The 25,905-nt window shown below is 68.6% G+C and carries 25 protein-coding genes and 1 pseudogene; 12 read left to right on the top strand and 14 right to left on the bottom strand.

Annotated elements, in window-relative coordinates:
- Positions 1–66: 66 nt before the first annotated feature.
- A complete protein-coding gene (locus LI94_RS10460; protein ID WP_046301142.1) occupies positions 67–1,083 on the bottom strand; it encodes an aldo/keto reductase family protein in 1,017 nt (338 codons plus the stop codon).
- 62 nt (positions 1,084–1,145) lie between these two features.
- On the opposite strand from LI94_RS10460, the gene LI94_RS10455 reads away from it, so the two are divergent.
- Both LI94_RS10455 and LI94_RS10450 read left to right on the top strand, forming a co-directional pair.
- Positions 1,146–1,532, top strand: coding sequence for a hypothetical protein (locus tag LI94_RS10455; protein WP_024440092.1), 387 nt, complete (start codon positions 1,146–1,148; stop codon positions 1,530–1,532).
- Positions 1,533–1,558: 26 nt separating this feature from the next.
- The gene (locus tag LI94_RS10450; RefSeq protein ID WP_046301141.1) at positions 1,559–1,960 is read left to right on the top strand and encodes a pyridoxamine 5'-phosphate oxidase family protein; all 402 of its coding nucleotides are present in this window, start codon (positions 1,559–1,561) and stop codon (positions 1,958–1,960) included.
- Here the strand turns inward: LI94_RS10450 and cobU are convergent.
- From cobU to LI94_RS10435, 3 genes are all read right to left on the bottom strand, one after another.
- On the bottom strand, positions 1,941–3,272 hold the full coding sequence (cobU, locus tag LI94_RS10445) for a bifunctional adenosylcobinamide kinase/adenosylcobinamide-phosphate guanylyltransferase (RefSeq protein WP_046301140.1): 1,332 nt from the start codon (positions 3,270–3,272) through the stop codon (positions 1,941–1,943). The two genes, LI94_RS10450 and cobU, sit on opposite strands and share 20 nt — an antisense overlap.
- A 129-nt stretch (positions 3,273–3,401) precedes the next feature.
- The gene (groL, locus tag LI94_RS10440; RefSeq protein ID WP_046301139.1) at positions 3,402–5,027 is read right to left on the bottom strand and encodes a chaperonin GroEL; all 1,626 of its coding nucleotides are present in this window, start codon (positions 5,025–5,027) and stop codon (positions 3,402–3,404) included.
- A gap of 181 nt (positions 5,028–5,208) precedes the next feature.
- Positions 5,209–5,907 carry a M24 family metallopeptidase gene (locus LI94_RS10435; RefSeq protein ID WP_024440096.1) on the bottom strand — a complete coding sequence of 233 codons (699 nt, stop codon included), beginning with the start codon at positions 5,905–5,907 and terminating at the stop codon, positions 5,209–5,211.
- Positions 5,908–5,962: 55 nt separating this feature from the next.
- Between LI94_RS10435 and LI94_RS10430 the strand changes: the two genes are divergently transcribed.
- Positions 5,963–7,666 (top strand): DEAD/DEAH box helicase, encoded by a 1,704-nt coding sequence (locus LI94_RS10430; RefSeq protein ID WP_046301138.1) that lies wholly within the window; start codon positions 5,963–5,965, stop codon positions 7,664–7,666.
- A gap of 33 nt (positions 7,667–7,699) precedes the next feature.
- On the opposite strand, the gene LI94_RS10425 is transcribed toward LI94_RS10430, so the two are convergent.
- Entirely contained in the window at positions 7,700–9,193 is a 1,494-nt protein-coding gene (locus tag LI94_RS10425; protein ID WP_046301137.1) for a PH domain-containing protein, read from the bottom strand.
- A 112-nt stretch (positions 9,194–9,305) separates the two neighbouring features.
- A complete protein-coding gene (locus tag LI94_RS10420) occupies positions 9,306–9,785 on the bottom strand; it encodes a MarR family transcriptional regulator (RefSeq protein WP_046301136.1) in 480 nt (159 codons plus the stop codon).
- A gap of 96 nt (positions 9,786–9,881) precedes the next feature.
- Here LI94_RS10420 and LI94_RS10415 point away from each other — a divergent pair, with 96 nt between their 5' ends.
- Positions 9,882–10,505, top strand: coding sequence for an NAD(P)-binding domain-containing protein (locus LI94_RS10415; RefSeq protein ID WP_046301135.1), 624 nt, complete (start codon positions 9,882–9,884; stop codon positions 10,503–10,505).
- A gap of 84 nt (positions 10,506–10,589) precedes the next feature.
- Positions 10,590–11,498, top strand: coding sequence for a TIGR03619 family F420-dependent LLM class oxidoreductase (locus LI94_RS10410; protein WP_046301134.1), 909 nt, complete (start codon positions 10,590–10,592; stop codon positions 11,496–11,498).
- A 25-nt stretch (positions 11,499–11,523) separates the two neighbouring features.
- Here LI94_RS10410 and LI94_RS10405 read toward each other — a convergent pair whose 3' ends face one another.
- Complete coding sequence (locus LI94_RS10405; RefSeq protein WP_125079243.1) at positions 11,524–12,036, bottom strand: PH domain-containing protein; 513 nt, start codon at positions 12,034–12,036, stop codon at positions 11,524–11,526.
- A gap of 101 nt (positions 12,037–12,137) precedes the next feature.
- Between LI94_RS10405 and LI94_RS10400 the strand changes: the two genes are divergently transcribed.
- From LI94_RS10400 to pssA, 4 genes are all read left to right on the top strand, one after another.
- Positions 12,138–13,061 (top strand): SDR family NAD(P)-dependent oxidoreductase, encoded by a 924-nt coding sequence (locus LI94_RS10400; RefSeq protein ID WP_046301133.1) that lies wholly within the window; start codon positions 12,138–12,140, stop codon positions 13,059–13,061.
- Between the two features lie 14 nt (positions 13,062–13,075).
- Positions 13,076–14,293 carry a gephyrin-like molybdotransferase Glp gene (glp, locus tag LI94_RS10395; RefSeq protein WP_046301132.1) on the top strand — a complete coding sequence of 406 codons (1,218 nt, stop codon included), beginning with the start codon at positions 13,076–13,078 and terminating at the stop codon, positions 14,291–14,293.
- Between the two features lie 179 nt (positions 14,294–14,472).
- Complete coding sequence (locus LI94_RS10390) at positions 14,473–15,180, top strand: phosphatidylserine decarboxylase (protein ID WP_024440105.1); 708 nt, start codon at positions 14,473–14,475, stop codon at positions 15,178–15,180.
- Complete coding sequence (pssA, locus tag LI94_RS10385; protein ID WP_024440106.1) at positions 15,177–16,079, top strand: CDP-diacylglycerol--serine O-phosphatidyltransferase; 903 nt, start codon at positions 15,177–15,179, stop codon at positions 16,077–16,079. Before LI94_RS10390 ends, pssA begins: the two co-directional genes overlap by 4 nt.
- Positions 16,080–16,088: 9 nt before the next feature.
- On the opposite strand, the gene LI94_RS10380 is transcribed toward pssA, so the two are convergent.
- Both LI94_RS10380 and LI94_RS10375 read right to left on the bottom strand, forming a co-directional pair.
- Complete coding sequence (locus tag LI94_RS10380; RefSeq protein ID WP_046301131.1) at positions 16,089–16,643, bottom strand: chorismate mutase; 555 nt, start codon at positions 16,641–16,643, stop codon at positions 16,089–16,091.
- Between the two features lie 61 nt (positions 16,644–16,704).
- A complete protein-coding gene (locus tag LI94_RS10375; RefSeq protein WP_046301130.1) occupies positions 16,705–17,949 on the bottom strand; it encodes an HNH endonuclease signature motif containing protein in 1,245 nt (414 codons plus the stop codon).
- An 80-nt stretch (positions 17,950–18,029) separates the two neighbouring features.
- Between LI94_RS10375 and LI94_RS10370 the strand changes: the two genes are divergently transcribed.
- Complete coding sequence (locus LI94_RS10370; RefSeq protein WP_046301129.1) at positions 18,030–20,234, top strand: AAA family ATPase; 2,205 nt, start codon at positions 18,030–18,032, stop codon at positions 20,232–20,234.
- 17 nt (positions 20,235–20,251) lie between these two features.
- Here LI94_RS10370 and LI94_RS24280 read toward each other — a convergent pair whose 3' ends face one another.
- The 3 genes and pseudogenes from LI94_RS24280 to LI94_RS10360 all read right to left on the bottom strand — a co-directional run bounded on the left by LI94_RS24280 (position 20,252) and on the right by LI94_RS10360 (position 22,392).
- On the bottom strand, positions 20,252–20,695 hold the full coding sequence (locus LI94_RS24280; protein ID WP_046301143.1) for an SRPBCC family protein: 444 nt from the start codon (positions 20,693–20,695) through the stop codon (positions 20,252–20,254).
- A gap of 36 nt (positions 20,696–20,731) precedes the next feature.
- Positions 20,732–21,052, bottom strand: a pseudogene (locus LI94_RS25195) (VOC family protein); the annotation flags it as partial.
- 59 nt (positions 21,053–21,111) lie between these two features.
- A complete protein-coding gene (locus LI94_RS10360) occupies positions 21,112–22,392 on the bottom strand; it encodes a cytochrome P450 (RefSeq protein ID WP_046301128.1) in 1,281 nt (426 codons plus the stop codon).
- A gap of 129 nt (positions 22,393–22,521) precedes the next feature.
- On the opposite strand from LI94_RS10360, the gene LI94_RS10355 reads away from it, so the two are divergent.
- The gene (locus LI94_RS10355) at positions 22,522–23,133 is read left to right on the top strand and encodes a TetR/AcrR family transcriptional regulator (protein ID WP_046301127.1); all 612 of its coding nucleotides are present in this window, start codon (positions 22,522–22,524) and stop codon (positions 23,131–23,133) included.
- A gap of 63 nt (positions 23,134–23,196) precedes the next feature.
- Positions 23,197–24,036 (top strand): mycofactocin-coupled SDR family oxidoreductase, encoded by an 840-nt coding sequence (locus tag LI94_RS10350; RefSeq protein WP_046301126.1) that lies wholly within the window; start codon positions 23,197–23,199, stop codon positions 24,034–24,036.
- Positions 24,037–24,091: 55 nt separating this feature from the next.
- Here LI94_RS10350 and LI94_RS10345 read toward each other — a convergent pair whose 3' ends face one another.
- Positions 24,092–24,730, bottom strand: coding sequence for an LON peptidase substrate-binding domain-containing protein (locus LI94_RS10345; RefSeq protein WP_046301125.1), 639 nt, complete (start codon positions 24,728–24,730; stop codon positions 24,092–24,094).
- Positions 24,730–25,836: a glutamate--cysteine ligase gene (locus tag LI94_RS10340; RefSeq protein ID WP_046301124.1), complete on the bottom strand. Its 1,107-nt coding sequence runs from the start codon at positions 25,834–25,836 to the stop codon at positions 24,730–24,732. Before LI94_RS10340 ends, LI94_RS10345 begins: the two co-directional genes overlap by 1 nt.
- Positions 25,837–25,905: the final 69 nt, after the last annotated feature.

Below are 25,905 nucleotides of genomic sequence, written 5' to 3'. Positions count from 1 at the left end.
GGGCCGCTCACCCCGACGGCTGGCTGGCCCTGCTGCACAGCCAGCTCCTGTGCCGGGTATGACGGCTTAGAGCAAGCGTTTCGGCGGGGTGGATTTAGCGACCAGTTCGGCGTCACTGGTGACCGCGTCGCCCAGCACCTCATCGATGCGGGCCAACAGCTCATCGGGGATCCGCACGCCGGACGCCTTGACGTTCTCGGTGACCTGTTCCGGGCGCGACGCCCCGACCAGCGCGGCGGCGACGTTGTCGTTCTGCAGCACCCAGGCGATCGCCAACTGCGCTGTCGTCAGCTCCAGCTCCGCGGCAATCGGCGTCAACTGCTGGACCCGGGTCAACACGTCGTCGGTCATGAAGCGTTTGATGAAGTTCGCGCCGCCCTTCTCGTCGGTGGCACGCGAGCCGGCCGGCGGGGGCTGACCGGGCAGGTACTTGCCGGACAGCACGCCCTGGGCCATCGGCGACCAGACGATCTGGCTCAAGCCCAGTTCCCGGCAGGCCGGGACCACCTCGGGCTCGATGATCCGCCACAGCATCGAATACTGCGGCTGGCTGGAGATCAGCGAGATGCCGAGCTGGCGGGCGAGCCCGTGGGCCTGGCGAATCTGGTCGGCGGTCCACTCGCTGACCCCGATGTAGAGCGCCTTGCCCGCCCGCACGATGTCGGCGAAGGCCTGCATGGTCTCCTCCAGCGGGGTGAACGAGTCATACCGGTGCGCTTGGTACAGGTCGACGTAGTCGGTGCCCAGCCGGCGCAGCGACCCGTCGATGGCCTCCATCATGTGCTTGCGGGACAGGCCGGTGTCGTTTTTGCCCAGTGGAGCTTGGCCGACCGGCCAGTACACCTTGGTGAAGATCTCCAGCGATTCACGCCGCCGCCCCTTCAGCGCGGCGCCCAGCACCTCCTCGGCGCGCCCGTTCGCGTAGACATCGGCGGTGTCGAAGGTGGTGATTCCCGCATCGAGCGCGGCGTGCACGCACGCGGTGGCGACGTCGTTCTCGACCTGCGAACCGTGGGTGAGCCAGTTGCCGTAGGTGATCTCGGAGATCTGCAGGCCGGAGTTGCCCAGGTAGCGAAATTCCATAAGGCCATCATGGCTCACGACACTGGGACGTGTCTCGTGCGGCGATCACTATCCTGGACGCCATGGCCCGCTCCGTCGACCTCGCACGCCTGGGAGAGCTGTTGGGCGGCTATCGCTTCGCCTTCTTGGTCACCGCCGGCGACGACTACCGCGTCCGCACCACGGCGATCACCCCGACCTTCGACGGCGCCCGGCTGAACATCGGACCGGTGGGATCGCACGGCCGGGCGAACCTGTCGAGCCGCACCGCAGTCAGCCTGGTCTGGCCCGCGCGCGACGTCGGCGAATACTCGTTGCTCGTCGACGGCCAGGCCGAGCTTCCCGAGGATCCGGCCGCCCCGGTGCTGGTGACGCCGACCAAAGCCCTGCTGCATCGGCCGGTGTTCGAACCCGGAACCCAGCGGGCTGTCGGCACCGCCCATGACTGCGTGCAACTCAAGGCAGATTGACAGCCTGGGGGTTTAGGCTCGAATCCATGAGCGCTACCGTGGATTTCGATCGACTCGCCGAGAAGCTCGCGGGCTACGACTACGCCTATCTGATCACCGTCGACGCCGAGAACCGTCCGCACCCGGTGCCGGTGATGCCGGTACTGCGGGGCGACACGGTGCACATCGGCGCGCTGGGCGGTCGGCGCAGCCGGGCGAACCTGGCGCGCACCGCGGATGTGACCGTGATGTGGCCACCGCCGGTTCCGGGCGGCTACACCGTCATCGTCGACGGCACCGCCCAGGTGTCCGATGCCGGTGAGCTGGCCAGCGTGACGATCTCGCCCAGCCGTGCCGTCCTGATTCGAGTCGCCACGCCCGAATCACCGGGCGAGACACCCTGTTACAGCGATTGCGTCGACCTTAAAGTCAGTCCGCGGGGAGCCTGAGCGGTCGTCCGGCCACCATCAGCACGACCTCGTCGGAGGCCGCGGCGATCCGCGCGTTGAGCACTCCGAGCAGGTCGCGGAACAGCCGACCCGACGCGGTGGCCGGCACTACCCCGCTGCCCACCTCGTTGCTGACCGCCACCACCGGCGCCGGGCAGGCCTGCCAGGCCGCCACCAGCTCGTTCATATCGGCGTGCACACCGTCCAGCGCGCCGCCGTCCCACCCCTGGTGCAGGTCCATCCGCGCGGTGAGCCAGGTGCCCAGGCAGTCCAGCAGCACCGCGTTGGGGGCCGACCGCAGTTCCTCGGCGACGTCGGTGGTCTCGACGGTGCGCCAGCAGCCGGGCCGCCGCGACCGGTGTAGCCGCACCCGCTCGGCCCATTCCGGGTCACCTTCGCGCACACCGCCGGTGGCCAGGTAGGTCACCGCCGGCTCGTCGGCCAGCAGCGCCTCGGCGTGCGCCGACTTGCCGGAGCGTGCTCCGCCCAGCACCAGCGTGCGGGTGCTGCGACCGCCTGCTGCGCCCACTCGCACCACCTCACCGTCACGCCCCGGCCGGGCGCCTGAATCTGACAGTACGGCAGTCAATTCCGGCTCGGAAGGATTGTGGTGGCTCAGGTGTACCGCGACGACATCGGTGCTGTCGGTGACGGCCCCCGACCGTCGCAGCCGCGAGACGGTCGCAGCGAACGCCGGCAGGTCGTGGTGCTCGGTGCCGTGTCCGGTGTAGGTCCCGAACGTCTCCTCCAAAAACACCGCGTCGTAGCCGGCCTCGGCCACCGCAGCGTGTGTCTCCTCGGGCAGTGGCCCGGTATCGGTGGCCCAGAAGATCCGGCCGCCAACCGATTCCAGGTCATAGAGCACTGCGTCGCTGCCGATGTCGGTGCCGTGGGCGGCGGCCAGAACTCGCACGTCGTAGTCGCCGAGCCGGATCCGGTCACCGGGCTGCACGGTGATGAATCGCACCGGATCGTCGGGCCCCACCCAGTGCTCGCATTGTTGCAGGGCGCTGGGTGGGCCGACCACGTCCAGTGGTTCGACGGCCCCGGTCCAGTGCCTCATCAGCAGCGCAGCCGGGCCGACGTGGTCCGGGTGGCCGTGGGTGAAAAGGATGTGGCGGACCTTCGCCAGTGAGCGCCGCAAGCGCAGCGCGGCACGCGGCGCTTCCGGGCCGCAGTCCAGCAGCAGCACGTCATCGATCAGCGCGGCGGTCTGACCGCGCACGTGTGCCGCCGTCGCGCAGGAGGCGCAGCGGCAGAACGGGTTGGGCCAGCCGTCGGCGCTGCCGGTGCCCAGCAGCAGGACTTCCATGGCACCTCCCGCCGTTGACTTCGCGCCCAGGGCGCCCCACTGGCGCTTTCCCGCCGTCGCAGCAGAGTCAACGTAAACGACGAAGGCCCGGCCCCCCGAAGGGAGGCCGGGCCTCTCGTGCAACCAGACTTAGAAGTCCATGCCGCCCATGCCACCGGTCGGGTCGCCCGCGGGTGCGGCCGCCTTCTCCGGCTTGTCGGCGACAACGGCCTCGGTGGTCAGGAACAGGGCCGCGATGGACGCCGCGTTCTGCAGCGCCGAGCGGGTCACCTTCACCGGGTCGGCAACGCCGGCCTTGAGCAGGTCCTCGTACTCGCCAGAGGCGGCGTTGAGGCCGGTGCCCGACGGCGAGTTGGTGACCTTCTCGGCGACAACGCCGGGCTCCAGGCCCGCGTTGAAGGCGATCTGCTTCAGCGGAGCCGACAGCGCGACACGCACGATGTTGGCACCGGTCGCCTCGTCACCGTCGAGCTTGAGCTCGTCGAGCGACGGAGCGGCCTGCAGCAGGGCCACGCCGCCACCGGCGACGATGCCCTCCTCCACGGCGGCCTTGGCGTTACGCACAGCGTCCTCGATGCGGTGCTTGCGCTCCTTGAGCTCCACCTCGGTGGCGGCCCCGGCCTTGATCACCGCAACACCGCCGGCCAACTTGGCCAGGCGCTCCTGCAGCTTCTCGCGGTCGTAGTCGGAGTCGCTGTTCTCGATCTCGGCGCGGATCTGGGCCACCCGGCCGGCGATGGCGTCGGAGTCACCCGAGCCCTCGACGATGGTGGTCTCGTCCTTGGTGATGACGACCTTGCGGGCGGTGCCCAGCAGGGCGATGTCGGCGGTCTCCAGCGACAGGCCGACCTCTTCGCTGATGACCTGGCCACCGGTGAGGATCGCCATGTCCTGCAGCATCGCCTTGCGGCGGTCACCGAAGCCCGGGGCCTTGACGGCAACGGACTTGAAGGTGCCGCGGATCTTGTTGACCACCAGGGTGGACAGGGCCTCGCCCTCGACGTCCTCGGCGATGATCAGCAACGGCTTGCCGGACTGGATGACCTTCTCCAGCAAGGGCAGCAGGTCCTTGACGGTCGAGATCTTCGAGCTGACCAGCAGGATGTAGGGGTCCTCCAGGACGGCTTCCTGACGCTCGGCGTCGGTGACGAAGTAGCCCGAGATGTAGCCCTTGTCGAAGCGCATACCCTCGGTGAGCTCCAGCTGCAGGCCGAAGGTGTTGGACTCCTCGACGGTGATGACACCCTCGTTGCCGACCTTGTCCATGGCCTCGGCGATCAGGTCACCGATGGTCTGGTCGCCCGCGGAGATGCCGGCCGTGGCCGCGATCTGCTCCTTGGTCTCGACCTCTTTGGCCGTTGCGAGCAGACCTTCGGTGATCTTCTCGACGGCCTTCTCGATGCCGCGCTTCAGACCCAGCGGGTTGGCGCCGGCGGCCACGTTGCGCAGGCCTTCCTTAACCAGGGCCTGGGCCAGCACGGTGGCGGTGGTGGTGCCGTCACCCGCGACGTCGTCGGTCTTCTTGGCGACCTCTTTGACCAGCTCGGCGCCGATCTTCTCGTAGGGGTCCTCCAGCTCGATCTCCTTGGCGATGGACACACCATCGTTGGTGATCGTGGGGGCGCCCCACTTCTTCTCCAGGACGACGTTGCGGCCCTTGGGGCCCAGCGTCACCTTGACCGCGTCGGCGAGGGCGTTCAGGCCCCGCTCGAGGCCCCGACGGGCCTCTTCGTCATACGCAATTTGCTTAGCCATTGCGAAGTGATTCCTCCGGTTAGGGGGTGCACGTCTTGTCGGTCGGGTGCAGTGCCCGCGACGGACGGCTGTGGGTGTGCTCCGCAGGTGCGGCCCCGTGCCTCACCGTCCCGACCTAGCACTCACCGGTCGCGAGTGCCAACGTCATTTTTAGCACTCGCCTATGGAGAGTGCAAGGTTGCTAGAGATCGAGCAGCTGCTCATAGAAGCCGCCGAAGCCGCGGGCCCGGTTCACCAGGTGCACCTCCAGGATCCAGTGGCAGACCCGGCCGGTGGGGTCGGTCCGGCGCATCGGCTCGTCGGATCCGGGCGCGACGTAGAACCGCGCGTCGTCACCGGAGATCTTCTTGTGCGGAAACTCCCCGAGCAGGTGCCCGGCGATGGGGGCGCCGAACTCGAAGCCCTCGTCCTGGGCCAGGCCGACGACGTGTTCGAACAGCTGCGCGCCCGTGATGTCGGCGTGCGCGTCGAAGAAGGCGCGACCCGCGCTCCACACCCGTGGCAGCGCGTCACGCAGCGCGAGCTTGTCCGGATCCTCACCGAGCACGAAGGTGCGACCGAAGTCGGCCTCCCACTCTTCGAAGATCGGCCCCAGATCCAGGTAGGCGATGTCGTCGTCGGCCATGACGCGGTCGGGCGGGTCGGCGTGAAACGGCAGCAGGCTGTTCTCCCCGGCCCGCACCACCCGCCGATGCCAGTGCCGCGTCACCCCGAACATGTCCGCGGCCAGGTCGCGGATCTCATCGGAGAGCTGCCGCTCGCCGACTCCGGGGCGGACCATGCCGCGGCGCTCGATCACGTCGAACAGTTCGACGGCCTTGTCCTGCGCGTCGCGGAGCCGCTCGACACGGACGGATTCCGGCTCGCGCGGGGTGGACACGCCAGCGATCCTATCGGCTTGCCCTAGACTGCATCTCGATCAGATAGGAGACCGGGTGCGGGCTGAAGCAGCGCCCAGCACCCGGGCTTTGCGGGGCTGGCAACGCCGGGCTCTGGTGCGCTATCTGACCGCCAAGCCGCGAGATTTCCTGATGGTGGCCACCCCCGGCGCCGGTAAGACGACGTTCGCGCTGCGGATCGTCGCCGAGCTGCTCGCCGACCGCACCGTCGAGCGGATCACCATCGTGGTGCCCACCGAACATCTCAAGGTGCAGTGGGCATCGGCCGCCGCTTCCCACGGCATCGCACTGGATCCACGGTTCTCCAACTCCGACTCGCAGACCAGCTCCGAGTACCACGGCGTGGTCGTCACCTACGCACAGGTCGCCAGCCACCCCACCCGGCACCGGGTGCGTACCGAGGCCGCGAAAACCCTGGTGATCTTCGACGAGATCCACCACGGCGGCGACGCCAAAAGCTGGGGCGACGGCATCCGCGAGGCGTTCGACGATGCCACCCGCCGGCTGGCGCTGACCGGAACGCCCTTCCGCAGCGACGACAGCCCCATTCCCTTCGTCAGCTACGAGCCCGACGGCGCCGGCCACCTGCGCTCGGTGGCCGACGACAGCTACGGCTACACCGACGCGCTGGCCGACGGCGTGGTGCGCCCGGTGGTGTTCATGGCCTATTCGGGTGAGGCCCGCTGGCGCGACAGCGCCGGTGAGGAGCACGCGGCCCGACTCGGCGAGCCGCTGACCGCCGAGCACACCGCCCGAGCGTGGCGAACCGCGCTGGACCCGGCCGGGGAATGGATGCCGGCGGTGATCACCGCCGCGCACACCCGGCTGCGCCAGCTGCGCGAGGGCGGCATGGCCGATGCCGGCGGCATGATCATCGCCACCGATCAGAAGGCCGCGCGCGCCTATGCGGTGCTGCTGAAACGGCACACCGGCGAGGAACCCACCGTGGTGCTCTCCGACGATCCCAGCGCGTCGGACAAGATCGCACAGTTCTCCGCGGCCACCAGCTCGTGGCTGGTGGCGGTGCGGATGGTCTCCGAGGGCGTCGACGTGCCGCGGCTGGCCGTCGGGGTCTACGCCACCAGTGCCGCCACCCCGTTGTTCTTCGCGCAGGCGATCGGCCGGTTCGTGCGGTCACGGCGGCCCGGCGAGACCGCCAGCATCTTCTTGCCGTCGGTGCCGTCGCTGCTGGGCCTGGCCAGCGAGATGGAGCAGCAGCGCAACCACGTGTTGGGCAAGCCGCATCGGGAATCCGAACGCGACGAGTTCGAGGACGCGCAGCGCCGGCGCGACGAACCCTCCGAGATGGACAACAAGTTCGAGTCGTTGGGTGCCGACGCCGAGCTGGACCAGGTGATCTTCGACGGCGCCTCGTTCGGCACCGCGACCCCGGCCGGCAGCGAGGAGGAGGCCGACTACCTTGGCATCCCCGGGCTGCTGGACGCCAACCAGATGCGCGACCTGCTGCGGCAGCGCCAGGAAGAGCAGTTGGACCGCCGGTCGAAAGTGGCCGCCGCTGGTGGGGCTCCGGCGCCGACGACCACGCACGGCCAACTGCGGGCACTGCGTCACGAGCTCAACGCGCTGGTGTCGGCGGCCCACCATCGGCTCGGCAAGCCGCACGGCTGGATCCACAACGAGCTGCGCCGGCGCTGCGGCGGTCCCCCGGTGGCGGCCGCGACGTCGGATCAGCTGCGGGCGCGGATCGTGGCGATTCGGCAGCTCCATCGCGAGTCATAGCCCGCGACGGGTGGGGTAGCCGGCGCCGGGGATTCAGCGAGTCCAGGCGCTGTGCGCAACCCAGGGCGATGCCTGCGCGGCCACCGACCACGCCCACTCCTGCGGCACGTCGATCACCCGATAGGCCTTGACGCCCGCGGCGGTGGCCGCGATCAGGGTGGCTACTCCGGCGCGGCGCTGAAACCAGCTCTGATGCACCGTCCAGCCGACAATGCCCGCGGTTTCGATGCAGTAGCGGCGCTGCTCCCAACTGCCGGTGCGCGCCGAGAGCCAGTGCGCGTCGACGCGATGCCCCAAGGCGCGCACTCGGTCGACGGCCAGCAATGCGGCGCCCAGCGTCATCGCCCCCCAGGCCGGCCAGCACCACTGCGGCAGCGCAATGAACGCCGTCGCAATCCCCAGCCCGGCCCCGGCGGCCACCGGCAACAGCAGCGCCCGCGTCCAGCGCCGGCGAGTCGCCGCCGCGCCGTGCTTGCGCAACGGGCCGGTGACCACGAGTGGGTCGGCGACCAACCCGGTCAGGACCTCTTCGGCGGTAACCCGCGGGCAGGGCGGCAGCAGGATCGACGACTCGCCTTCCCCATTGACCCCGGTCATCGCCGCATCCAGCCGCGCGCCGCCGAACAGACGCACCAGCAGGGGGCGCCGCAGCGTTCCACCGCGCAACCGGCGCATGTCGTAGCTGTGTTCGCGCACCCGCAGCAGGCCATAGCTCAGCGCCAAGATGTCCCCGCCGGCGCCGGAACTACGGGACAACACCAGACCTCCGTAGGTCACCAGCGAGCGCAGCACCGCCAACAGCATGGAGACCACCACCAGCAGGGCGGCGATCAGCGTCAGGCTCTGCTGAACGCCGAACTGTTCAGCGGCCTGAAGCCAGGACCGGCTCACCGGCGAATCCTCCAGCGCCGCCCAGACTCCGCTCTGATAGAGCGCACCCACCGCGGCCCCGACCATCACCAGCCCGGACAGACTCAGCGGGCTGTAGCGCAACCACGACGGCCGCCACCGCGCCAGCACCGTCGCCGGGGCCCGCACCGGTGCGGTCGCAGTTTCGCCGGTTTGCCCGGTGTGGGACAGCAACGTCGCGCGCAGCCGGGGGACCTCGCTGCTCTCGACCGCGTTCAGTTCGAAGGCGCCGTCCGCGGCGGCATGCTGACCCGTACTGACCCGCAACACCGTCAGGCCCAGCATGCGGTGCAACAGCCGGGCGTCGGTCGCCACCGAGCGAATCCGGTTGCGGGGCACCGAAAGCACCTTGCGGCGCAACAGACCGGAGCGCAGCTCGACCCGGCCGGCGTCGGGGTCGGGTTCGATGCGGTAGGTGGTGGTGAACCACCGCGTCACGCCCACCACGGCGATCACCGACACCACCGCCAGCACCCAGGGGCGGTTGTCGGTCGCTGAGCCGAACACCACCACCGCGATCAGCAGGGGCAGTTCGCGCAGCACTTCGTGCAGCGGATGCACCAGCAGCATCCGCGGGCTCAGCCGTTGCCATTGTCCAGCGCGCTGTGTGCTGTTCATCTGCCTTCTCCGTGCCTGGGCAAAATGCGCCTGCGCGACGGCACCTCGCCGCGCCTTGCATGGAACCGTATCCGCACGCGTTGCCCAGTGACCGCCAGGCGGGGGCGAATCGCTAGGAGAGCTCGCCGTCGTCGGCGGTGTCGCCTTCTGCCAAGTGGTGCAGGACTCGTTCGTTGAGGGCGGCGAGCATGTCGAGTTCCGCCGCGGTGAACAGGTCGACGAAGTTGCGGCGCACATCCTCTACGTGTCCGGGCGCCGCTTTCTCGATGGCGTCGCGGCCGGCCGGCAACAGGCAGACCATGGTGCTGCGAGCGTCGTCCGGGTTGGGTTCCCGGCTGATCAGCCCGTCTTTCTGCATGCGACGCACCTGATGGGAGAGGCGACTCTTCTCCCAGCTCAGTGCTTTACACAGTGCGTGGGCAGGCATGCGGTCCTCGTCGAGAGCCGAAAGCACCGCCAGAACTTCGTAGTCGGCCCCGGACAGGCCTGACTTCTGCAGGCGCCGGTTGAGGTGGGCCTCGATCTGTTGGTGCGCGTGCACGAAGGCCCGCCAGGCGCGGTCTTCGCGCGGGTTCAGCCAGTTCGGTTCCATCGGCCTCCACACCTCTTCAATTTGTTGACGCATCATCCAAATCAGCCTAAGGTTGAATAGTCAACCTTTTGAGCCTCAGTATAGACGGGACACCTCATGAGCAGCATCAGCATCATCGGCACCGGAAACATGGCCCGTGCCATCGGCACGCTGGCGGTAGCGGGCGGCAACACCGTCGAGATCATCGGCCGTGACCAGACCAAAGCCGCCGACCTGGCCCGGACTCTCGGCGGCGGCACCACGACCGGAGACTTCGGCGCCGTACCGGCCGGTGACATCGTCATCGTGGCCCTGTTGTACGCCCACGTCGTCCCGGTCGTCACCCAGTACGGAGATGCCCTCGCAGGCAAGGTCATCGTCGACATCAGCAACCCCTTCAACCCCGCGGCGGACGGGTTGGCCATCCCCGAGGGCACCTCGGTCGCGGAAGATGTGGCCAAGGCCGCCCCGGCCAGTGCCAGCGTGGTGAAGGCGTTCAACACCATCTTCGGTGTGGTGCTGGCCCAGGGCCGGCCGCTCGACGTCTTCCTCGCGGGCGACGACACGCGCGCCAAGGCGGCCGTGGCGGAGTTCATCGCCAGCCTCAAGCTGCGCCCGCTGGACGTCGGCGGGTTGAACATGGCGCACTGGCTGGAAGGAACGGGCCTGGTCATGATGGGCCTCGCCCGTCACGGAGTGGGCAACTTCGACTTCGCCCTCGGCGCCACCGCTGCCGCCTGAGCCCAGCGCCACTCGTCCACGCGAGGATTGCGCCGGGTGATCCGCGCCCCCGCAATGGTTGATGGATCACCGAAAGGAATCGCGATGAAACTTGGTTTTGCACTTCCCATCGTCGGGCCCGCTATCAGCAGCGCCGCTGGTCTTAGTGCGTTCTGCCGCGGACTCGAGGACCTTGGCTACGACACGCTGTGGGTCGGCGATCGCCTAGTCACCCCGGTCGCTATGCAGAGCACCTATCCCGGTAAAGAGCAGCCGTACCCACCGCAGATGACCCGCTACCTCGATCCGGTGCTGCTGTGGACCGTCGCCGCTACGGCGACCAGTCGGATCCGGCTGAACGCCAGCACGCTCAGCACGTTCTACTACGAGCCGCCACACCTGGCCCGGCTGCTGACCACGCTGGACGTGCTCAGCGAAGGCCGCCTTGACGTGGGCGTGGGCATCGGGTGGATGAAGGACGAACACGACATCGCCCGCAGTGCGAACTGGCGCCGCCGCGGGCAGATGCTCGATGACCTGCTGGCGTTCCTGCACCGGTGGTGGACCACCACCCCGGTGTCGTGGGACAGCGAGTTCTTCTCGCTGCCGCCGGTCCATGCCGACCTGCGCCCGGTGCAAGTCGGCGGTCCGCCCATCTGGATCGGAGGGGCCAGCGAGGCCGCGATGCGACGCGTCGGCCGCAGCGGGACCGGCTGGCTCGGGGTCGAAGGACTACAGGACGAGGTCACCGACCACCTGTGGTCGATTGCGCGCCGTGCGGCCAAGGAAGCCGGCCGCGATCCGGACGCGCTGAAGACGGCCATGCGGATCAACCTCGAACCGGGCACGTCGGTTGAGACTGTTGCCGGCAAGCTCGAGCGCCTCGCCGGGTCCGGCGCTGACGAGGCGATCGTGGATGCCTTCGCCATGTTCCCCACCCTTGACCAGATGCTTGAGTTCGCCGGCCAGGTGATCGCCCGATGGCGTGCTGGTCTGACCGCTTCATCGTCGTAGCTACCCCGGATGCGTACCTGCCTACTTAGGTGGCGTCCTCGGCACCCAGCGCAGCGATGTCGGTCAGTTGCGCCACGATCCGGTCGGCCACGGCGGCATCCAGCGCCACGATGTGCACCGCGCCCGCCGACGACGCGGTGGTCACCCGCACATTGGCCAGCCCCAGCAGACGGTCCAGCGGACCCCGGTAGGTGTCGACGGTCTGCACCCGCGAGATCGGCGCGATCCGGCGCTCCTGCACCAACCACCCGGTGCGGGTGTAGACCGCCTGGTCACTGACGTCCCACCGGTGCACTTGGTAGCGCCACAGCGGGGCGATCACCGCCGAGACCAGAAACCCCACGGCGGTGACCCCGATAGCGGCGCCGTGCAGCCAGGCCAGCCGCTCGTCGGCTATCGCCCAACCCACCTGCAGCAGCGCCAGAAACAGCCAGGGCACCGCGCCGACCAGCGCCCAGACCAACGGCGCTCGGGAGCTGGGCGGATTGGTGGGATCGACCAGGCTGATCTCCGGAGACCCGTCTGCGTGCTGCGCCATGTAGGAGAGGATGTCAGGACGCAGGCTGCGCCGCACCGTCGACCGTGCGACCGGCGAAATTCCACCCGGCGCACGATGCGTCACCTGAGTATCGTTGTCGCATGAGTAGCCGGGACCGATGGGCTGCGGAAGATGTGCCGGATCAAACCGGCCGTGTCGCGGTAATTACCGGCTCCAACACGGGAATCGGCTATCACACCGCGGAGATACTCGCCGGGCACGGCGCGCTGGTGGTGCTGGCGGTGCGCGACCTCGAGAAGGGCAGCGCGGCGGCGAAACGGATCCGCAACGCGCACCCGCAGGCAAGCGTCGAGGTCCAAGAACTCGATCTCAGTTCGCTGGCGTCGGTCCGCGAAGCCGCCGAGGCCTTGGGCACCGCCCACCCCCGCATCGATCTGCTGATCAACAACGCCGGCGTCATGTACACGCCCAAACAGCGCACCGTCGACGGCTTCGAGCTGCAGTTCGGCGTCAACCATCTGGGGCACTTCGCCCTGACCGGCCTGTTGCTGCCGCGGATGCTGCGGGTGAAGGGGTCCCGCGTGGTGACCGTCAGCAGTATGGCGCACCGGATCATGGCCGCGATCCACTTCGACGACCTGCAGTGGGAGCACGGCTACAACCGGATCGCCGCCTACGGGCAGTCCAAGCTGGCCAATCTGATGTTCACCTACGAACTGCAGCGCCGCCTGGGCGCCAAACGCCGCTCGACCATCGCCGTCGCCGCGCACCCCGGCACCGCCAACACCGAACTGACCCGGCACCTGCCGCCGTTGCTACGTCCCGCGGACCGCTTGCTGACTCCCCTGGTCGTGCAAAGCGCCGCGATCGGCGCGTTGCCCACGCTGCGTGCCGCCACCGACCCCGGGGTTACCGGCGGACAGTACTTCGGTCCGAGCGGCATCGGTGAACAGCGCGGATATCCCAAGCTGGTGGACGCCAGCAAGCAGGCGCACGACGTCGAGTTGCAGCAGCGGTTGTGGGCGGTGTCGCAGGAGCTGACAGGAATCACCTTCCCGGTCTGAGTCAGACTGTCGGGATGCGATCCGTCGAAGAGCACCAGCGGGCCGTCACCGACCTGATCCAGGCCCGACCACCGGTCACGGTCGCACTGGCCGACGCCGAGGGACTGGTACTGGCCGCGGACGTGATCGCACCGATCCCGCTGCCGGTCTTCGACAACTCCGGGATGGACGGCTACGCCGTGCTCGCCGACGACATCGCCACGGCGACACCTGAAACGCCGGTGAGATTGCCCGTCACCGAGGACATTCCGGCCGGACGCACCGATATCCCCACGATCACCCCGGGAACCGCGCACCGCATCATGACCGGGGCACCGATCCCCTGCGGCGCCGACGGGGTGATCCCGGTCGAGGCCACCGACGGCGGCACCGACGTGGTCCAGATCAACGCCGCCACCGCCAAGGGCCGCCACATCCGCGGGGCCGGCGGCGACGTCGCCGAGGGCGCCACCGTGCTCTGGGCGGGCCAACTCGTCAGCGCTCCGGCGGCCGGCCTGGCCTCGGCGCTGGGTCTGGCCGAGTTGACGGTGCGGCCCCGGCAGCGAGTGCTGGTGATCTCCACCGGTTCTGAACTGATCGAACCCGGCACGCCGCTGGAGCCCGGTCAGATCTATGAATCCAACGGGGTGATGCTGGCGGCCGCGGTACGTGACGCCGGCGCCGAGGTGGTGGCCGCCGTGACGGTCGCCGACGACACCGCAGCGTTCACCGAAGTCCTCGACCGCTACGGCGTACGTGACGGGGCGGTGGATCTGGTGATCACCAGCGGCGGGGTCAGCGCGGGAGCCTACGAGGTGGTCAAGGACGTCTTCGGGCGCGACGGCGACCAGGGCGTGCACTTCGTCAAGGTGGCGATGCAGCCCGGGATGCCGCAGGGCATCGGCCGCGTCGGCGCCGCGGCCATCATCACGCTGCCGGGCAACCCGGTCAGCGCCCAGGTGTCCTTCGAGGTCTTCGTCCGGCCCGCGCTGCGCCGGGCGATGGACCTGCCCAAGCCGGATCGCCCGCGCCGCACCGCGGTACTGAGCGAGAAGCTGGTCTCGCCAGCCGGCAAGCGGCAGTTCCGGCGCGGGCTGCTCGACTACGAAACCGGGACCGTCACCAACTACGGGCCGCCGGCCTCGCACCATCTGCGCTACCTGGCGTCGGCCAACTGCCTCCTGGACATCGCTGACGAGGTGACCGAGCTGCCGGTGGGCACCGAGGTGGAAGTCTGGGACCTGACCGGCTGATGCCCGGCAGGAGAGCCGACGCTGGGACCGCCGCATAGATCCCGGCGGTTCAGCGAGGCTCGACGAAGGAGAGCCGACGCTGGGACCGCCGCAGAGATCCCGGCGGTTCAGCGAGGCTCGACGAAGGAGAGCCGACGCTGGGACCGCCGCAGAGATCCCGCAGCTTCTAAGATGTCCCAATGGCCAGACGCCCCCGCGCAGCAGATGATCCCGGCGGTCTTCGGCACCTGATCGAGCTGGTGCGCTCGACGGTGCCGCCGATGCACAGCGCCGGGCTGCCGTTCATCGGCAGTGCGCTGGGTGTGGCGCTGCTGGGGCGCAACCAGCGGTGGCTGCGCGGCGCCGGGTTGCTGGCCGCAGGAGCCTGCGCCGGGTTCTTCCGGCATCCGCATCGGGTGCCACCGACTCGCCCCGGTGTGGTGGTGGCCCCGGCCGACGGCATGGTCTGCCTGGTCGACTCGGCACCCCCGCCACCGGAGCTGGATCTGCCGGACACCCCGCTGCCGCGGGTCAGCATCTTCATGTCGGTCTTCGACGCCCATGTGCAACGGGCTCCGATCGGCGGTGAGGTCATCGAGGTGGTGCACCGGGCCGGCCGGTTCGGGTCCGCGGACCGCCCAGAAGCCGCCGAGGACAACGAGCGCAACAGCGTGCGGATCCGTACCGCCGAAGGTGCCGAGGTGATCGCCGTGCAGGTCGCCGGGCTGGTCGCCCGGCGCATTCTGTGCAACGCCCGGCCCGGTGACCATCTGGCGATCGGCGATACCTACGGCCTGATCCGCTTCGGCTCGCGACTCGACGTCTACCTGCCGGTCGGAACGCGACCGCTGGTCGGCGTCGGCCAGCGCATGGTCGCCGGCGAGACCGTCCTAGCCGACCTGTCATGACGACTCCCGCCCAGCAGGCCCGCAGCCGGGGCACGGTGGGTCTGCACATCCTGCCCAGCTCCATGACGGTGCTGGCGATCTGCGCCGGCCTGACCTCGATCAAGTACGCGCTGGACGGCCAACCGCATCTCGCGATGGCGCTGATCGCCGCCGCCGCCATCCTCGACGGTCTGGACGGCCGGGTGGCACGCATCCTGGACGCCGAGTCGCGGATGGGTGCCGAGATCGACTCCCTTGCTGACGCCGTCGATTTCGGGGTGGCGCCCGCGGTGGTGATCTATGTGACGCTGCTGTCGACACAGCCGGCGGGCTGGATCGTGGTGCTGCTGTATGCGGTGTGCGTGGTGCTGCGGCTGGCCCGGTTCAACACGCTGCTCGACGACGCCACCCTGCCGGCCTACACCCGGGAGTTCTTCGTCGGGATGCCCGCACCGGCCGGTGCCATCACCCTGATGGGCCTGCTGGCCGCCAAGCTGCAGTTCGGCGACGGCTGGTGGACGTCACAGTGGTTCACCTGCATCTGGGTGGTGGGCACCTCGATGCTGCTGGTCAGCCGAATCCCGATGCGCAAGATGCACGCCGTGTCGGTGCCGCCGCACCTGGCCGCGGTCCTGCTGGCGGTGCTGGCGCTGGTGGCCGCGGCGGCTTTCCTGTTCCCCTACGTGCTGGTGCTGGTGCTGATCGGGCTGTACCTGTGCACCATCCCATTCTCGGTCCGCAGTCAGCGCTGGGTCGCCGCACACCCGGAGGCCTGGGAGGACGCGCCCCGGGAGCGCAGGGCCGCGCGGCGGGCGATTCGCCGGGCACAGCCGGGCCGTCGCCCGGGGGTGCGGCGCGGCATCCGTCGACCCAGTGGGCAGTCGATGGCCCGGTTGCGGCTACGCAAGCCTGGCCGGTAGCGCCGGCGACTAGCGGGCGCAGTAGCCCTGTGTCGCCGAGGACAACGCCCGCCGGTAGAACTCGTCGAGCCGTCGTGCGTCGCTGACGGTTCGGGTTGCCTCGTCGAGTTGGCCGGCGCAATCGGGTGAGTGCAGCAGCTCCCATCGGCGGCCGATCTGGGCCAGCATGATCTGGTTGAAGCCGTCGATGCGTGCCCGTGAGGCCGCCAGCTCGGGAGCGGTGGACGGGGCCTCCGCCGGGTCCAGCTTCCACTGGGCGAACCGGTAGTGCTCGGCGGCCTCGGTCGCGGCGATCTGGTCGGCGAAGATCCGCCGCACATAGTCGGGGTCGAGGTCTTTCCCGGCGGCCTCGGTCGCCAGCTTCACCAGTTGCTGGTCGACCCGGGCCGGGTCCTCGATGGCACCGCCGGTCTGCCATTTGATCGCCGCCACGTCGTCGGCGACCTGGAGCCGCTGGGCCGCCGCATCCACCAGGTCGGACAACGGGGACGCACCCTCGGCCCGGGCCGGAGGGGCCAGCAGCAGGACCGCGCAGAGCACCACCGTCAGAGTCTGTGACCGCATGGGCTCTATTTAAGCGCGTGGCAAAACCACACTGCGGCTGTCGAGCGTTTGACGGCACCACCTAGTTAGGTTCCGGTGGTGCTTGGGGTTGGAAGGGTTGGTACCACCACCATTGGGCGCGTTCACCGGTGGGCCCGGGGCACGGCGCCACCGTGGGCGGGGGCCGCTTGGGTGGGCGGGCCAGCGATGCGGCACTCAGTGGTCGGTCGGTGTCATCGGTGACGGTGAGGCTGGCGGCGTCTCCGGTGATGGTGATCAGACCGCGGTGATGTAACCGGTGGTGATAAGGGCAGACCAGCACCAGGTTGTTCAGTTCGGTTTCGCCGCCGTCTTCCCAATGCCGGATGTGATGGGCGTGCAACCCTCGGGTGGCCCCACAACCGGGAACCACGCAGCAGCGGTCACGGTGCTCAAGGGCCCGGCGCAGCCGGCGGCTGATTCCGCGGGTGGTGCGGCCGGCGCCGATGACCTCACCGGCGCGCTCGAACCACACCTCAAAGCTGGCGTCGCACAGCAGGTATCGGCGTTCCTCTTCCGACAGCAGTGGCCCCAGGTGCAGTGCCGCGACCCGGTCCTTGACGTCGAGGTGCGCTACCACCGTGGTGTGGAGTCCATGCGGCCGGCGTGCGGACTCGACGTCCCATCCGGTCTCGACCAGACGCATGAACGCATCCGCCGTAGTCGGCAACGGAGGCGCCTGATCTGTTGCGCGGCCACCGTGGTCGTGTTTCCACTCGGCCATCAGGGCATCCAGATGAGACTGCAGTGCCGCATCGAACTTGGCCGCGTCGAGGTGATCGAGTTTGATCCGCCAGCAGCTGCCCTGCTCGTCGGTGACTTTCGTGATCGATCGCGCCGGCTCGGGCCGGTGATCGGGTTCGGGGCGCGGCTCCAGCTTGACCGCGGTGCGTAGTTGGCTGACGGTGGCCACGGCGGCTAGCTGGGCGTAGTGCTCGTCGGAACCGTCGGCGGCCCGCCCGGCGATGACCCCGACCTGATCGAGGGAGACGCGACCGTCCCGCAGGCCCTGGACGCAGCGGGGAAACTCTTCGGCTCGATGGGCCACCGTGGCGATGGTGTGGGCATTGCCCGGTGACACCCCGGTCTTCCAGGCCAGCAGCGCAGCGACAGACCGCGCTCCGGTGGCACCCCACAGCTGCTCGCGGTCGATCTCTGCAGTGATGTCCACGATGCGTCCATCGATCGCGTTGCGCTGACCGGTCAACTCGGCCAGCTCCTCGAAGAGCACCTCAAGACGCGCGCCCGGATGCACCTCGGCACTGGCTGACGGCGCGATCGAGGACATGCCATCAGCATCGCAGAGGGGTACGACACGGCCGGGCACGTCGATTGCCACGCACGAGGAAGTCCGCGTAATTTGACCGGGTGAGTTCCTCCGAAGAGTACGGAGAAGACCGCTGGGTCGATACCTCCCGGCACCTGACCCTGATCGCCCGGCTCAACACCTCCGCCGTCGACGCCCGCCGTGGCGTGGTACGGCTGCATCCCGAAGCCGTTGCTGCCCTGGGTATCCGGGAGTGGGACGCGGTCTCGCTGACCGGTTCTCGCACGACGTCGGCGGTGGCGGGGCTGACGGGTCCGGATGCGCCGGCGGGTGTGGCGCTGCTCGACGATGTGACGCTGTCCAACGCCGGCTTGCGCGATGGCACACAGGTGGTCGTGGCCGCGGCCACCGTCCACGGTGCCCGCTCGGTGACGCTGAGCGGGTCCACCCTGACGTCCCAGACGTTGTCGCCCACGACCCTGCGCCAAGCTCTGCTGGGCAAGGTGATGACGGTCGGCGACGCGGTCTCCCTGCTGCCGCGCGACCTCGGGCCCGGCACCTCCACGTCGGCGGCCACCGCCGCGCTGGCATCGGCAGTCGGTATCAGCTGGACCTCGGAGTTGTTGACGGTCACCGGCGTGGACCCGGCCGGGCCGGTCAGCGTTCAGCCCAACTCGCTGGTCACCTTCGGCAACGGCCCCGCCGCCGCGGTCACCACCGTCGCCAAACCGGCTGCCCCGGCCCGCATCGCCATCGACGAACTCAAGGGCTGCGAGGCGCAGGCCGCCAAACTCGCCGAATGGCTCAAGCTCGCGCTCGACGAACCGCAGCTGTTGAAAACCCTGCGGGCGGGAACGAATCTCGGTGTGCTGGTGTCCGGTCCCGCCGGGGTGGGCAAGACGACCCTGGTGCGGGCGGTGTGCGAGGGCCGCCGGCTGATCGAGCTGGACGGGCCCGAGATCGGGGCACTGGCCCCCGACGAGCGGCTGGCCGCGGTGCGTTCCGCGGCGACGCAGGTGTGCGACGGCGGCGGAGTGCTGCTCATCGCCGACGTCGACACGCTGTTGCCCGAACCGTCGGAGCCGGTGGCAACGCTGATCCTTGCCGAACTGCGCAACGTCGTGGCCACCGAAGGGGTGGCGTTCATCGCTACCTCGGCGCTGCCGGACCATGTGGATCCCCGACTGCGGGCGCCGGAACTGTGCGATCGCGAGATCCGGTTAAGTCTTCCCGACGGCGCGACCCGGGCTGCGCTACTGGCCACCTTGCTCATCTCGGTTCCCACCGCAGACCTGGCGTTGGGTGAGATCGCGGAACGCACACCGGGTTTCGTGGCCGCAGACCTTGCCGCACTGGTTCGGGAGGGGGCGCTGCGGGCGGCGTCGCGAGCCAGCGACAACGATGAGGAACCCAAGCTCACCCAGGAGGATCTGGTCGGAGCACTCAGCGTGATCCGGCCACTGTCGCGCTCGGCGGCCGCAGACGTGGTGGTCGGCTTACAAGTGGGAAACGTCACCCTCGACGACGTCGGCGACATGGTCGCCACCAAGCAGGCACTGACCGAAGCGGTGTTGTGGCCGCTGCAGCACCCGGATACGTTCACCCGCCTCGGCGTCGACCCGCCGCACGGGGTGCTGCTCTACGGCCCACCGGGGTGCGGCAAGACCTTCGTGGTGCGCGCCCTGGCGGGCTCTGGTCGCGTCAGCGTGCACTCCGTCAAAGGCGCGGAGCTGATGGACAAGTGGGTGGGCAGCAGTGAGCGGGCGGTGCGGGATCTGTTTCAGCGCGCCCGCGATTCGGCTCCGTCACTGGTCTTCCTCGACGAGATCGACGCCCTGGCACCGCGACGCGGCCAGAGCTTCGATTCGGGGGTCACCGACCGGGTGGTGGCCGCGCTGCTCACCGAACTCGACGGCGTCACCCCGCTGCGCGACGTGGTGGTGGTCGGTGCCACCAACCGCCCCGATCTGATCGACCCGGCCCTGACCCGGCCGGGCCGGCTGGAGAAGCTGGTGTTCGTCGAGCCGCCGGATGCCGACGCTCGCCGGCAGATCCTGCGGGTGTCCGGGAAATCCGTTCCGCTGCATGACGACGTCGACCTCGACGCGCTGGCTGCGGACCTGGAGGGCTACAGTGCCGCGGACTGCGTGGCACTGCTACGCGAAGCCGCCCTGACCGCAATGCGGCGCAGCATCGACGCTGCCGATGTCACCGTGGCCGACGTCACCGCGGCACGCGAGAACGTCCGGCCCTCACTGGATCCCGTTCAGGTCGACGCGCTGCGCTCCTTCGCTGACAACCGCTGAGTTCGGAGTATCGGCAATCAAGAGACCTCGACCAGCGCGGCGAGCCGGGACAGTGAGGCGGCGAGCTTGTCCGCGGTAGTGTCCCGGGCGCGGGCGAGACGGTTCGGGTCGGACAGCTCCGACCAGTCGTAGGTGTGGGTTACTCGCGTGCGCGCCGGCCCGAGCGGCTCGAGCTCCCATCGCCACAGGTGTCCCGGCGGCGCACACCCGGGGGCCGCCGGGCGCCAGGCGATGCGGCGCCCTTCCTCGAACTCCACCACGTGGTTCTCCCGGACCTTTCCCATGGTCAGCGTCATGGTGAAAACGTCTCCGACGGCATGAACCCGTTGGCCGGGTGCGGCTTCGGCCAGATTCGCGTTGCCATCCCAGCGCGGCTGCCGGGCCGGGTCGGCGATGAAGTCGAAGATCAGCTTCGCCGGCGCCGCGATCACCCTGCTGGCGCTGACCACCTTCGCCGGCAGTGGCGAGCCGACTCGATGCAAGGTGCCTTCGGGGTCGATATAGGCGAATTCCCTGATTTGGTAGTCGGTGTCGACCGGTTCGACAAACCGTCCCGGTACGCCTGACGCCGTCCATTGCGCATAGAGCCCGTCGGCGTCGTCGACATAGAAGTACACGCTGGCGGCGGTGCGCAGTGGATCGTGTTCGGCCCATTCGGAAAGGTGCAACGAAACCGGACCGCGGTCGGCGAATCCGTAGCGGGCCGGGCCGCCATAGTGGTTGACGGTGAACCCGAGCCGACGGTAGCGGTCCAGTGCAGCGTCGAGGTCTCGCACGGAAATGATCGGTGCGACCGAGGTGAACTCGATGTCGGCCATAGCGTGAGCGTACGTCGAGGCAAGCTCGCCGGCCTGCCCCACGGATTCAGCCCAGCGGGCTAGCCCACCGGGTCGAACTCGATGTGCAGCTCGGTCAGCCCGCGCAGCAGGAACGTGGGCTCGTAGGAGTAGCGCCGCTGGCCGGCGGGCCCGTGGTGGGCTTCGCTGACCCGGAGGTCACGCATCCGGTCCAGCATGCGGTGGATCGTGATGCGCCCTTCGACCCGGGCCAGTGGCGCACCGGCGCAGGTGTGGATGCCGCGGCCGAAGGCGATGTGTTCGCGCACGTTCTTGCGGTCCAGCCGGAACTCGTCGGGGCTGGCGAATTTGCGCGGATCCCGGTTCGCCGCACCCAGACACAGCATCAGCACGGTGCCGGCTTTGATCGGCACCCCGCCCAGCGTGGTGGTCTTACGGGCGAGACGGAAGTCGATCTTGGTGGGGCTCTGAATTCGCAGCGCCTCCTCGATGAAGGCCGGGATCAGCGCGGGGTTGTCTCGCAGCGTCTGCTGGAGCTCGGGTCGATCGCCCAGGGTTTGCACCGCCGCCCCCAGCAACTTGGTGACAGTTTCCTGACCGGCAGCGAATAGGAACGTGGCCGGGCGAACCACCTCCAGCAGTTCCGGTGTGGAACCGTCGGGGTAGGTCGCGGCGGCCAGCGCGCTGAGAACGTCCCCACGAGGCTCCCGCCGCCGCTCGGAGAGGTAGCCGCTGAACTTCCCGTCGAGGTACTGCAGAGGATTGAGACCCACCGGTGTCCCATCAAGGGAGCCGACATGCTGCCCCTCCTGATGCCCGGCACCCAGCGCACTGCGGAACTCCGCGCGATCCTCCTCGGGGACCCCGAGCAGATCGGTGATGGCCAGGGTTGCATACGGTTTGGCGTAGTCGAACAGGAACTCACAGCGGCCGGTACCGATGAATTCGTCGAGCTGCGTATCGGTCAGCTGCCAGATGAACTCCTCGTTCTCCTTCAGCCGCTTGGGAGTCAGCAGCCCGCTCAACAGCGCGCGGGCTCGGGTATGCGCCGGCGGATCCATCACCACGACGTGCTCGAAGATCGGGAACTCGTGCCGGTGCGCCTCGATCTGCTCGGTGATGTCGTCGCCCTCAGGCTCGAACGGCAGCGGTGGAAACGGCCCGCCGATGGCGTTCACCGCCGAGAATGAGTCGTGGTCTTTGAACGCGGCGAGCACCTCGTCGTAGCCGGTGACAGCCACGACACCGTGATGTGGCTCGGTGAACACCGGGCCCTTGGCACGCAGGTACTCGTAGTAGTCGTAGGGATCTTGGGTGACGGCCTGGTCGGAGAAGTAGTCCACCGCCGCGAGATCCACCATCTCCCGATACCCCTTTCGCGCGCGCGGCAACCTCGTCACACTGGTCGATCGATCAAATTGCTAGAATGCGTCATGCCTACCACGCGCGGCGCCGGACGGTCAAGCAACCGCAACCCCGGGCCGGCCTGAATGGCGGCTCCACGCAAGGCCAAAACGACCGACAACGCCACCCGACGCCGCCTGATCGAGGCGACGGCGCGATTGATGCGCGACGAGGGCTATGCCGCGGCGACGTCGCGGCGGGTCGCCGCCGAGGCCGGCGTGCGCCAAGCCCTGGTCTATTACTACTTCCCCACCATGGATGACCTGTTCGTCGAGGTGTTGAGGGCTGGCGCCGATGTCGCGCTGGAGCGGATGCGCGCCGCCCTGACCGACGACGACCCGCTGCGGACACTGTGGGAGATCAATAGCGATACCCGTATGACCAGCTTAAACACCGAGTTCATGGCACTGGCCAACCACCGCAAGGCCATCCGGACCGAACTCAAGGCCTATGCCGAGCGAGTACGCGACATCGAGACCGCGGCCGTCACGGTGGCACTGCGCGCCAACGGCGTCGATCTGGAGGAATATCCGCCGGTCGTGATCTCGATCCTGATCGCCCAAACCGCCCGCAACCTATGCAACGAGAGCGCGGTCGGCGTCACCCGGGGGCACGACGAAGTGCGCGCCCTGATCGAGCGCCAGTTGAGCCGGCTGGCGCCGCCGCCCGCTGCCCCCCCGCTAGCAACCGATGGTTGACAGGCTGCCCCTTTGGCGCCAGCCTTGCTGATCGATCGACCAACAACGAGACGAGGTGCGGACATGAGTGGACGAGTAGCGGGAAAGGTCGCGCTCATCACCGGCGCGGCCCGCGGCCAGGGGCGCAGTCACGCGGTGCGACTCGCGCAGGAAGGTGCCGACATCATCGCCGTCGATGTCTGCGCTCGGATCAGCAGCAACGAGGACATCCCCGCGGCGACGCCCGACGATCTCGCCGAGACCGCCGACCTGGTCAAGGGATTGGACCGCCGCATCGTGACGGCGCAAGTCGATGTGCGTGACTTCGACGCGCTCAAGGCTGCGGTCGACGGCGGTGTCGAGCAGCTCGGGCGCCTCGATGTCATAGTGGCCAACGCCGGAATCGGCAACGGTGGCGAGACCCTGGACAAAACCTCCGAGGCCGACTGGCAGGACATGATCGACGTCAACCTGTCCGGCGTCTGGAAGACCGTCAAAGCCGCTGTCCCGCATCTTATTTCTGGCGGCAACGGCGGTTCTATCGTGCTGACCAGCTCGGTGGGCGGCCTCAAGGCCTACCCGCACACCGGTCACTACATCGCGGCAAAACACGGCGTGGTGGGGCTGATGCGCACCTTCGCCGTCGAACTCGGCCAGCACTTCATCCGGGTCAACTCGGTGCACCCCACCAACGTGAGCACGCCGCTGTTCATGAACGAGGGCACGATGAAGCTGTTCCGCCCGGACCTGGAGAACCCCGGACCGGATGACATGGCCGTCGTGGCGCAGCTCATGCACGTGCTGCCGATCGGATGGGTGGAGCCGGTGGACATCAGCAACGCCGTGCTGTTTCTGGCCTCCGACGAGGCCCGGTATGTCACCGGACTCACGCTCACCGTCGACGCCGGCAGCTGCCTGAAGTAGGCCCGCAAAATATCCGTCGACCCTGCACTCGCACTTTCACGCCCTGGACGCAGGGTCAACGAGGGATGTCGAATTCGACTCGCGCGGAAACGGTTTCGATCGCCTCGTACAGCGCCGACAAGCGGTCCGACAGCGACGGCGCCGCCAGCACCGCGTAGCGGTCGGCCTCCCCCATCGGGACGCGGCAAGCCAGCGAGTACAGTCGCTGCACCGGGTCCAGCGAGCGCAGCCGGCGACCGCCCAGCAAACTGTTGCGACCCGGCATCACCCACCGTCGCTGGGCTTGGGCCATCCGCTTGTGCAGCGTGACGATGCGATCTTCGAGCGCACCGAACTGCTTGTCCGTCAACGGTTCTGACGGCTCGTCAGGCCATACCTCGGTGATCGCCCGCGGGTACGGATCGTCGGCGAGCCATTCACGCACCCGGATCCGCTCCCCGGTCAGGCAACGCAACGCGTACCGGCCCGCCCCGAGTTCCGTGCACTGGGTGATGTTGGCCATCGCGCCGACATCGTTGCGCCGCTCACCGCCGCCCACCTCTCGGCCCCGAGCGATCAGCACCACCCCGAACCGGGGATCACCGCTGCGCATCAAGTCGCCGACCAACACGGTGTAACGCAACTCGAAGATCCGCAGCGACAGTTCCTCGCCGGGCAGCAACACCCATTCCAGCGGGAACATCGGCAGTTCCATCACGAGATATCGAGCTCGCCCACCAGTGCATCGACCACGGCACGCAGATCACCGTCGTGTTCCTCGGCGACCCGGCGCTGACGCTGGTACGAAGCGCCAGTTCGGTAGATGTCCGCGACAGCCGCCAACTCGTCGGAGCAGTGCAGGCGCGCGGCGACCGGTTCCAGCCGGTTCAGCAGCTCGTCGAGGTCCTCGGTGACCAGCCGCTCGTTGCTGTCGGCATCAAGGATGATCTCGGCGTCCAGCCCGTAGCGGGCCGCGCGCCATTTGTTCTCCTGCACGTGCCAGGGCGGCATGGTGGGCAGGGACTCATCGGCCTCCAGCCGCCGGTCCAGATCGACGATCAGGCAATGCGTCAACGCCACCAAGGCGCCCAGCTCGCGCAGGTTGGACACTCCGTCGCAGACCCGCACCTCAATGGTGCCCAGATGTGGTGACGGCCGGATGTCCCAACGGATCTCGTTGGTGTGGTCGATGATTCCGGTCTTCTTCTGGTCGTAGACGAAACCCTCGAACTCTGCCCAAGTCTGGAACTGGAACGGCAGACCCGCCGTGGGCAACTGCTGGAACATCATCGCGCGGTTGCTGGCGTAACCCGTGTCGTGACCGTCCCACCACGGCGATGACGCGGACAACGCCAGCAGGTGCGGATAATGCTGCAGCAGCGACGAGATGATCGGCATCACCTTGTAGGACGAGGAAATGCCGACGTGGACGTGCACGCCCCAGATCAACATCTGCCGGCCCCACCACTGGGTGCGTTTGATCAACTCGGCGTAGCGGGGCGCGTCGGTCAGCTTCTGCGCCGACCACTGTGCGAACGGGTGTGCGCCGGCGCCGAAGAGCTCCATCCCCCGGGCGTGCACGATCGGCCGGGTCGTCTTCAGCGTCTGGCGCAGATCCTCGATGGCCTCGCCCGTGTTGTCGCAGATACCCGTGACGAGCTCGACGGTGTTGCGCAGCAACTCCTTGTGCACGCGCGGGTTTTCGCCAAGCTCGGACAGGACCGCGCTGGCTTCGTTGCTCAGATCACGCGTCTGGGCATCGACGAGAGCCAGCTCCCATTCCACGCCGAGGGTGGGACGGGCGCTGCGAGCGAACTCGATTCGGGCTTCAGATCTCGGCGAAGCCCCGACCGGCGGGCTATCCGGCGCCGATGCTGTCTCTTATACACA

The organism is Mycobacterium sp. UM_Kg27 (assembly GCF_000972905.1).
Classification (GTDB): domain Bacteria; phylum Actinomycetota; class Actinomycetes; order Mycobacteriales; family Mycobacteriaceae; genus Mycobacterium.
This window is presented reverse-complemented; position numbering and strand designations above follow the sequence as displayed.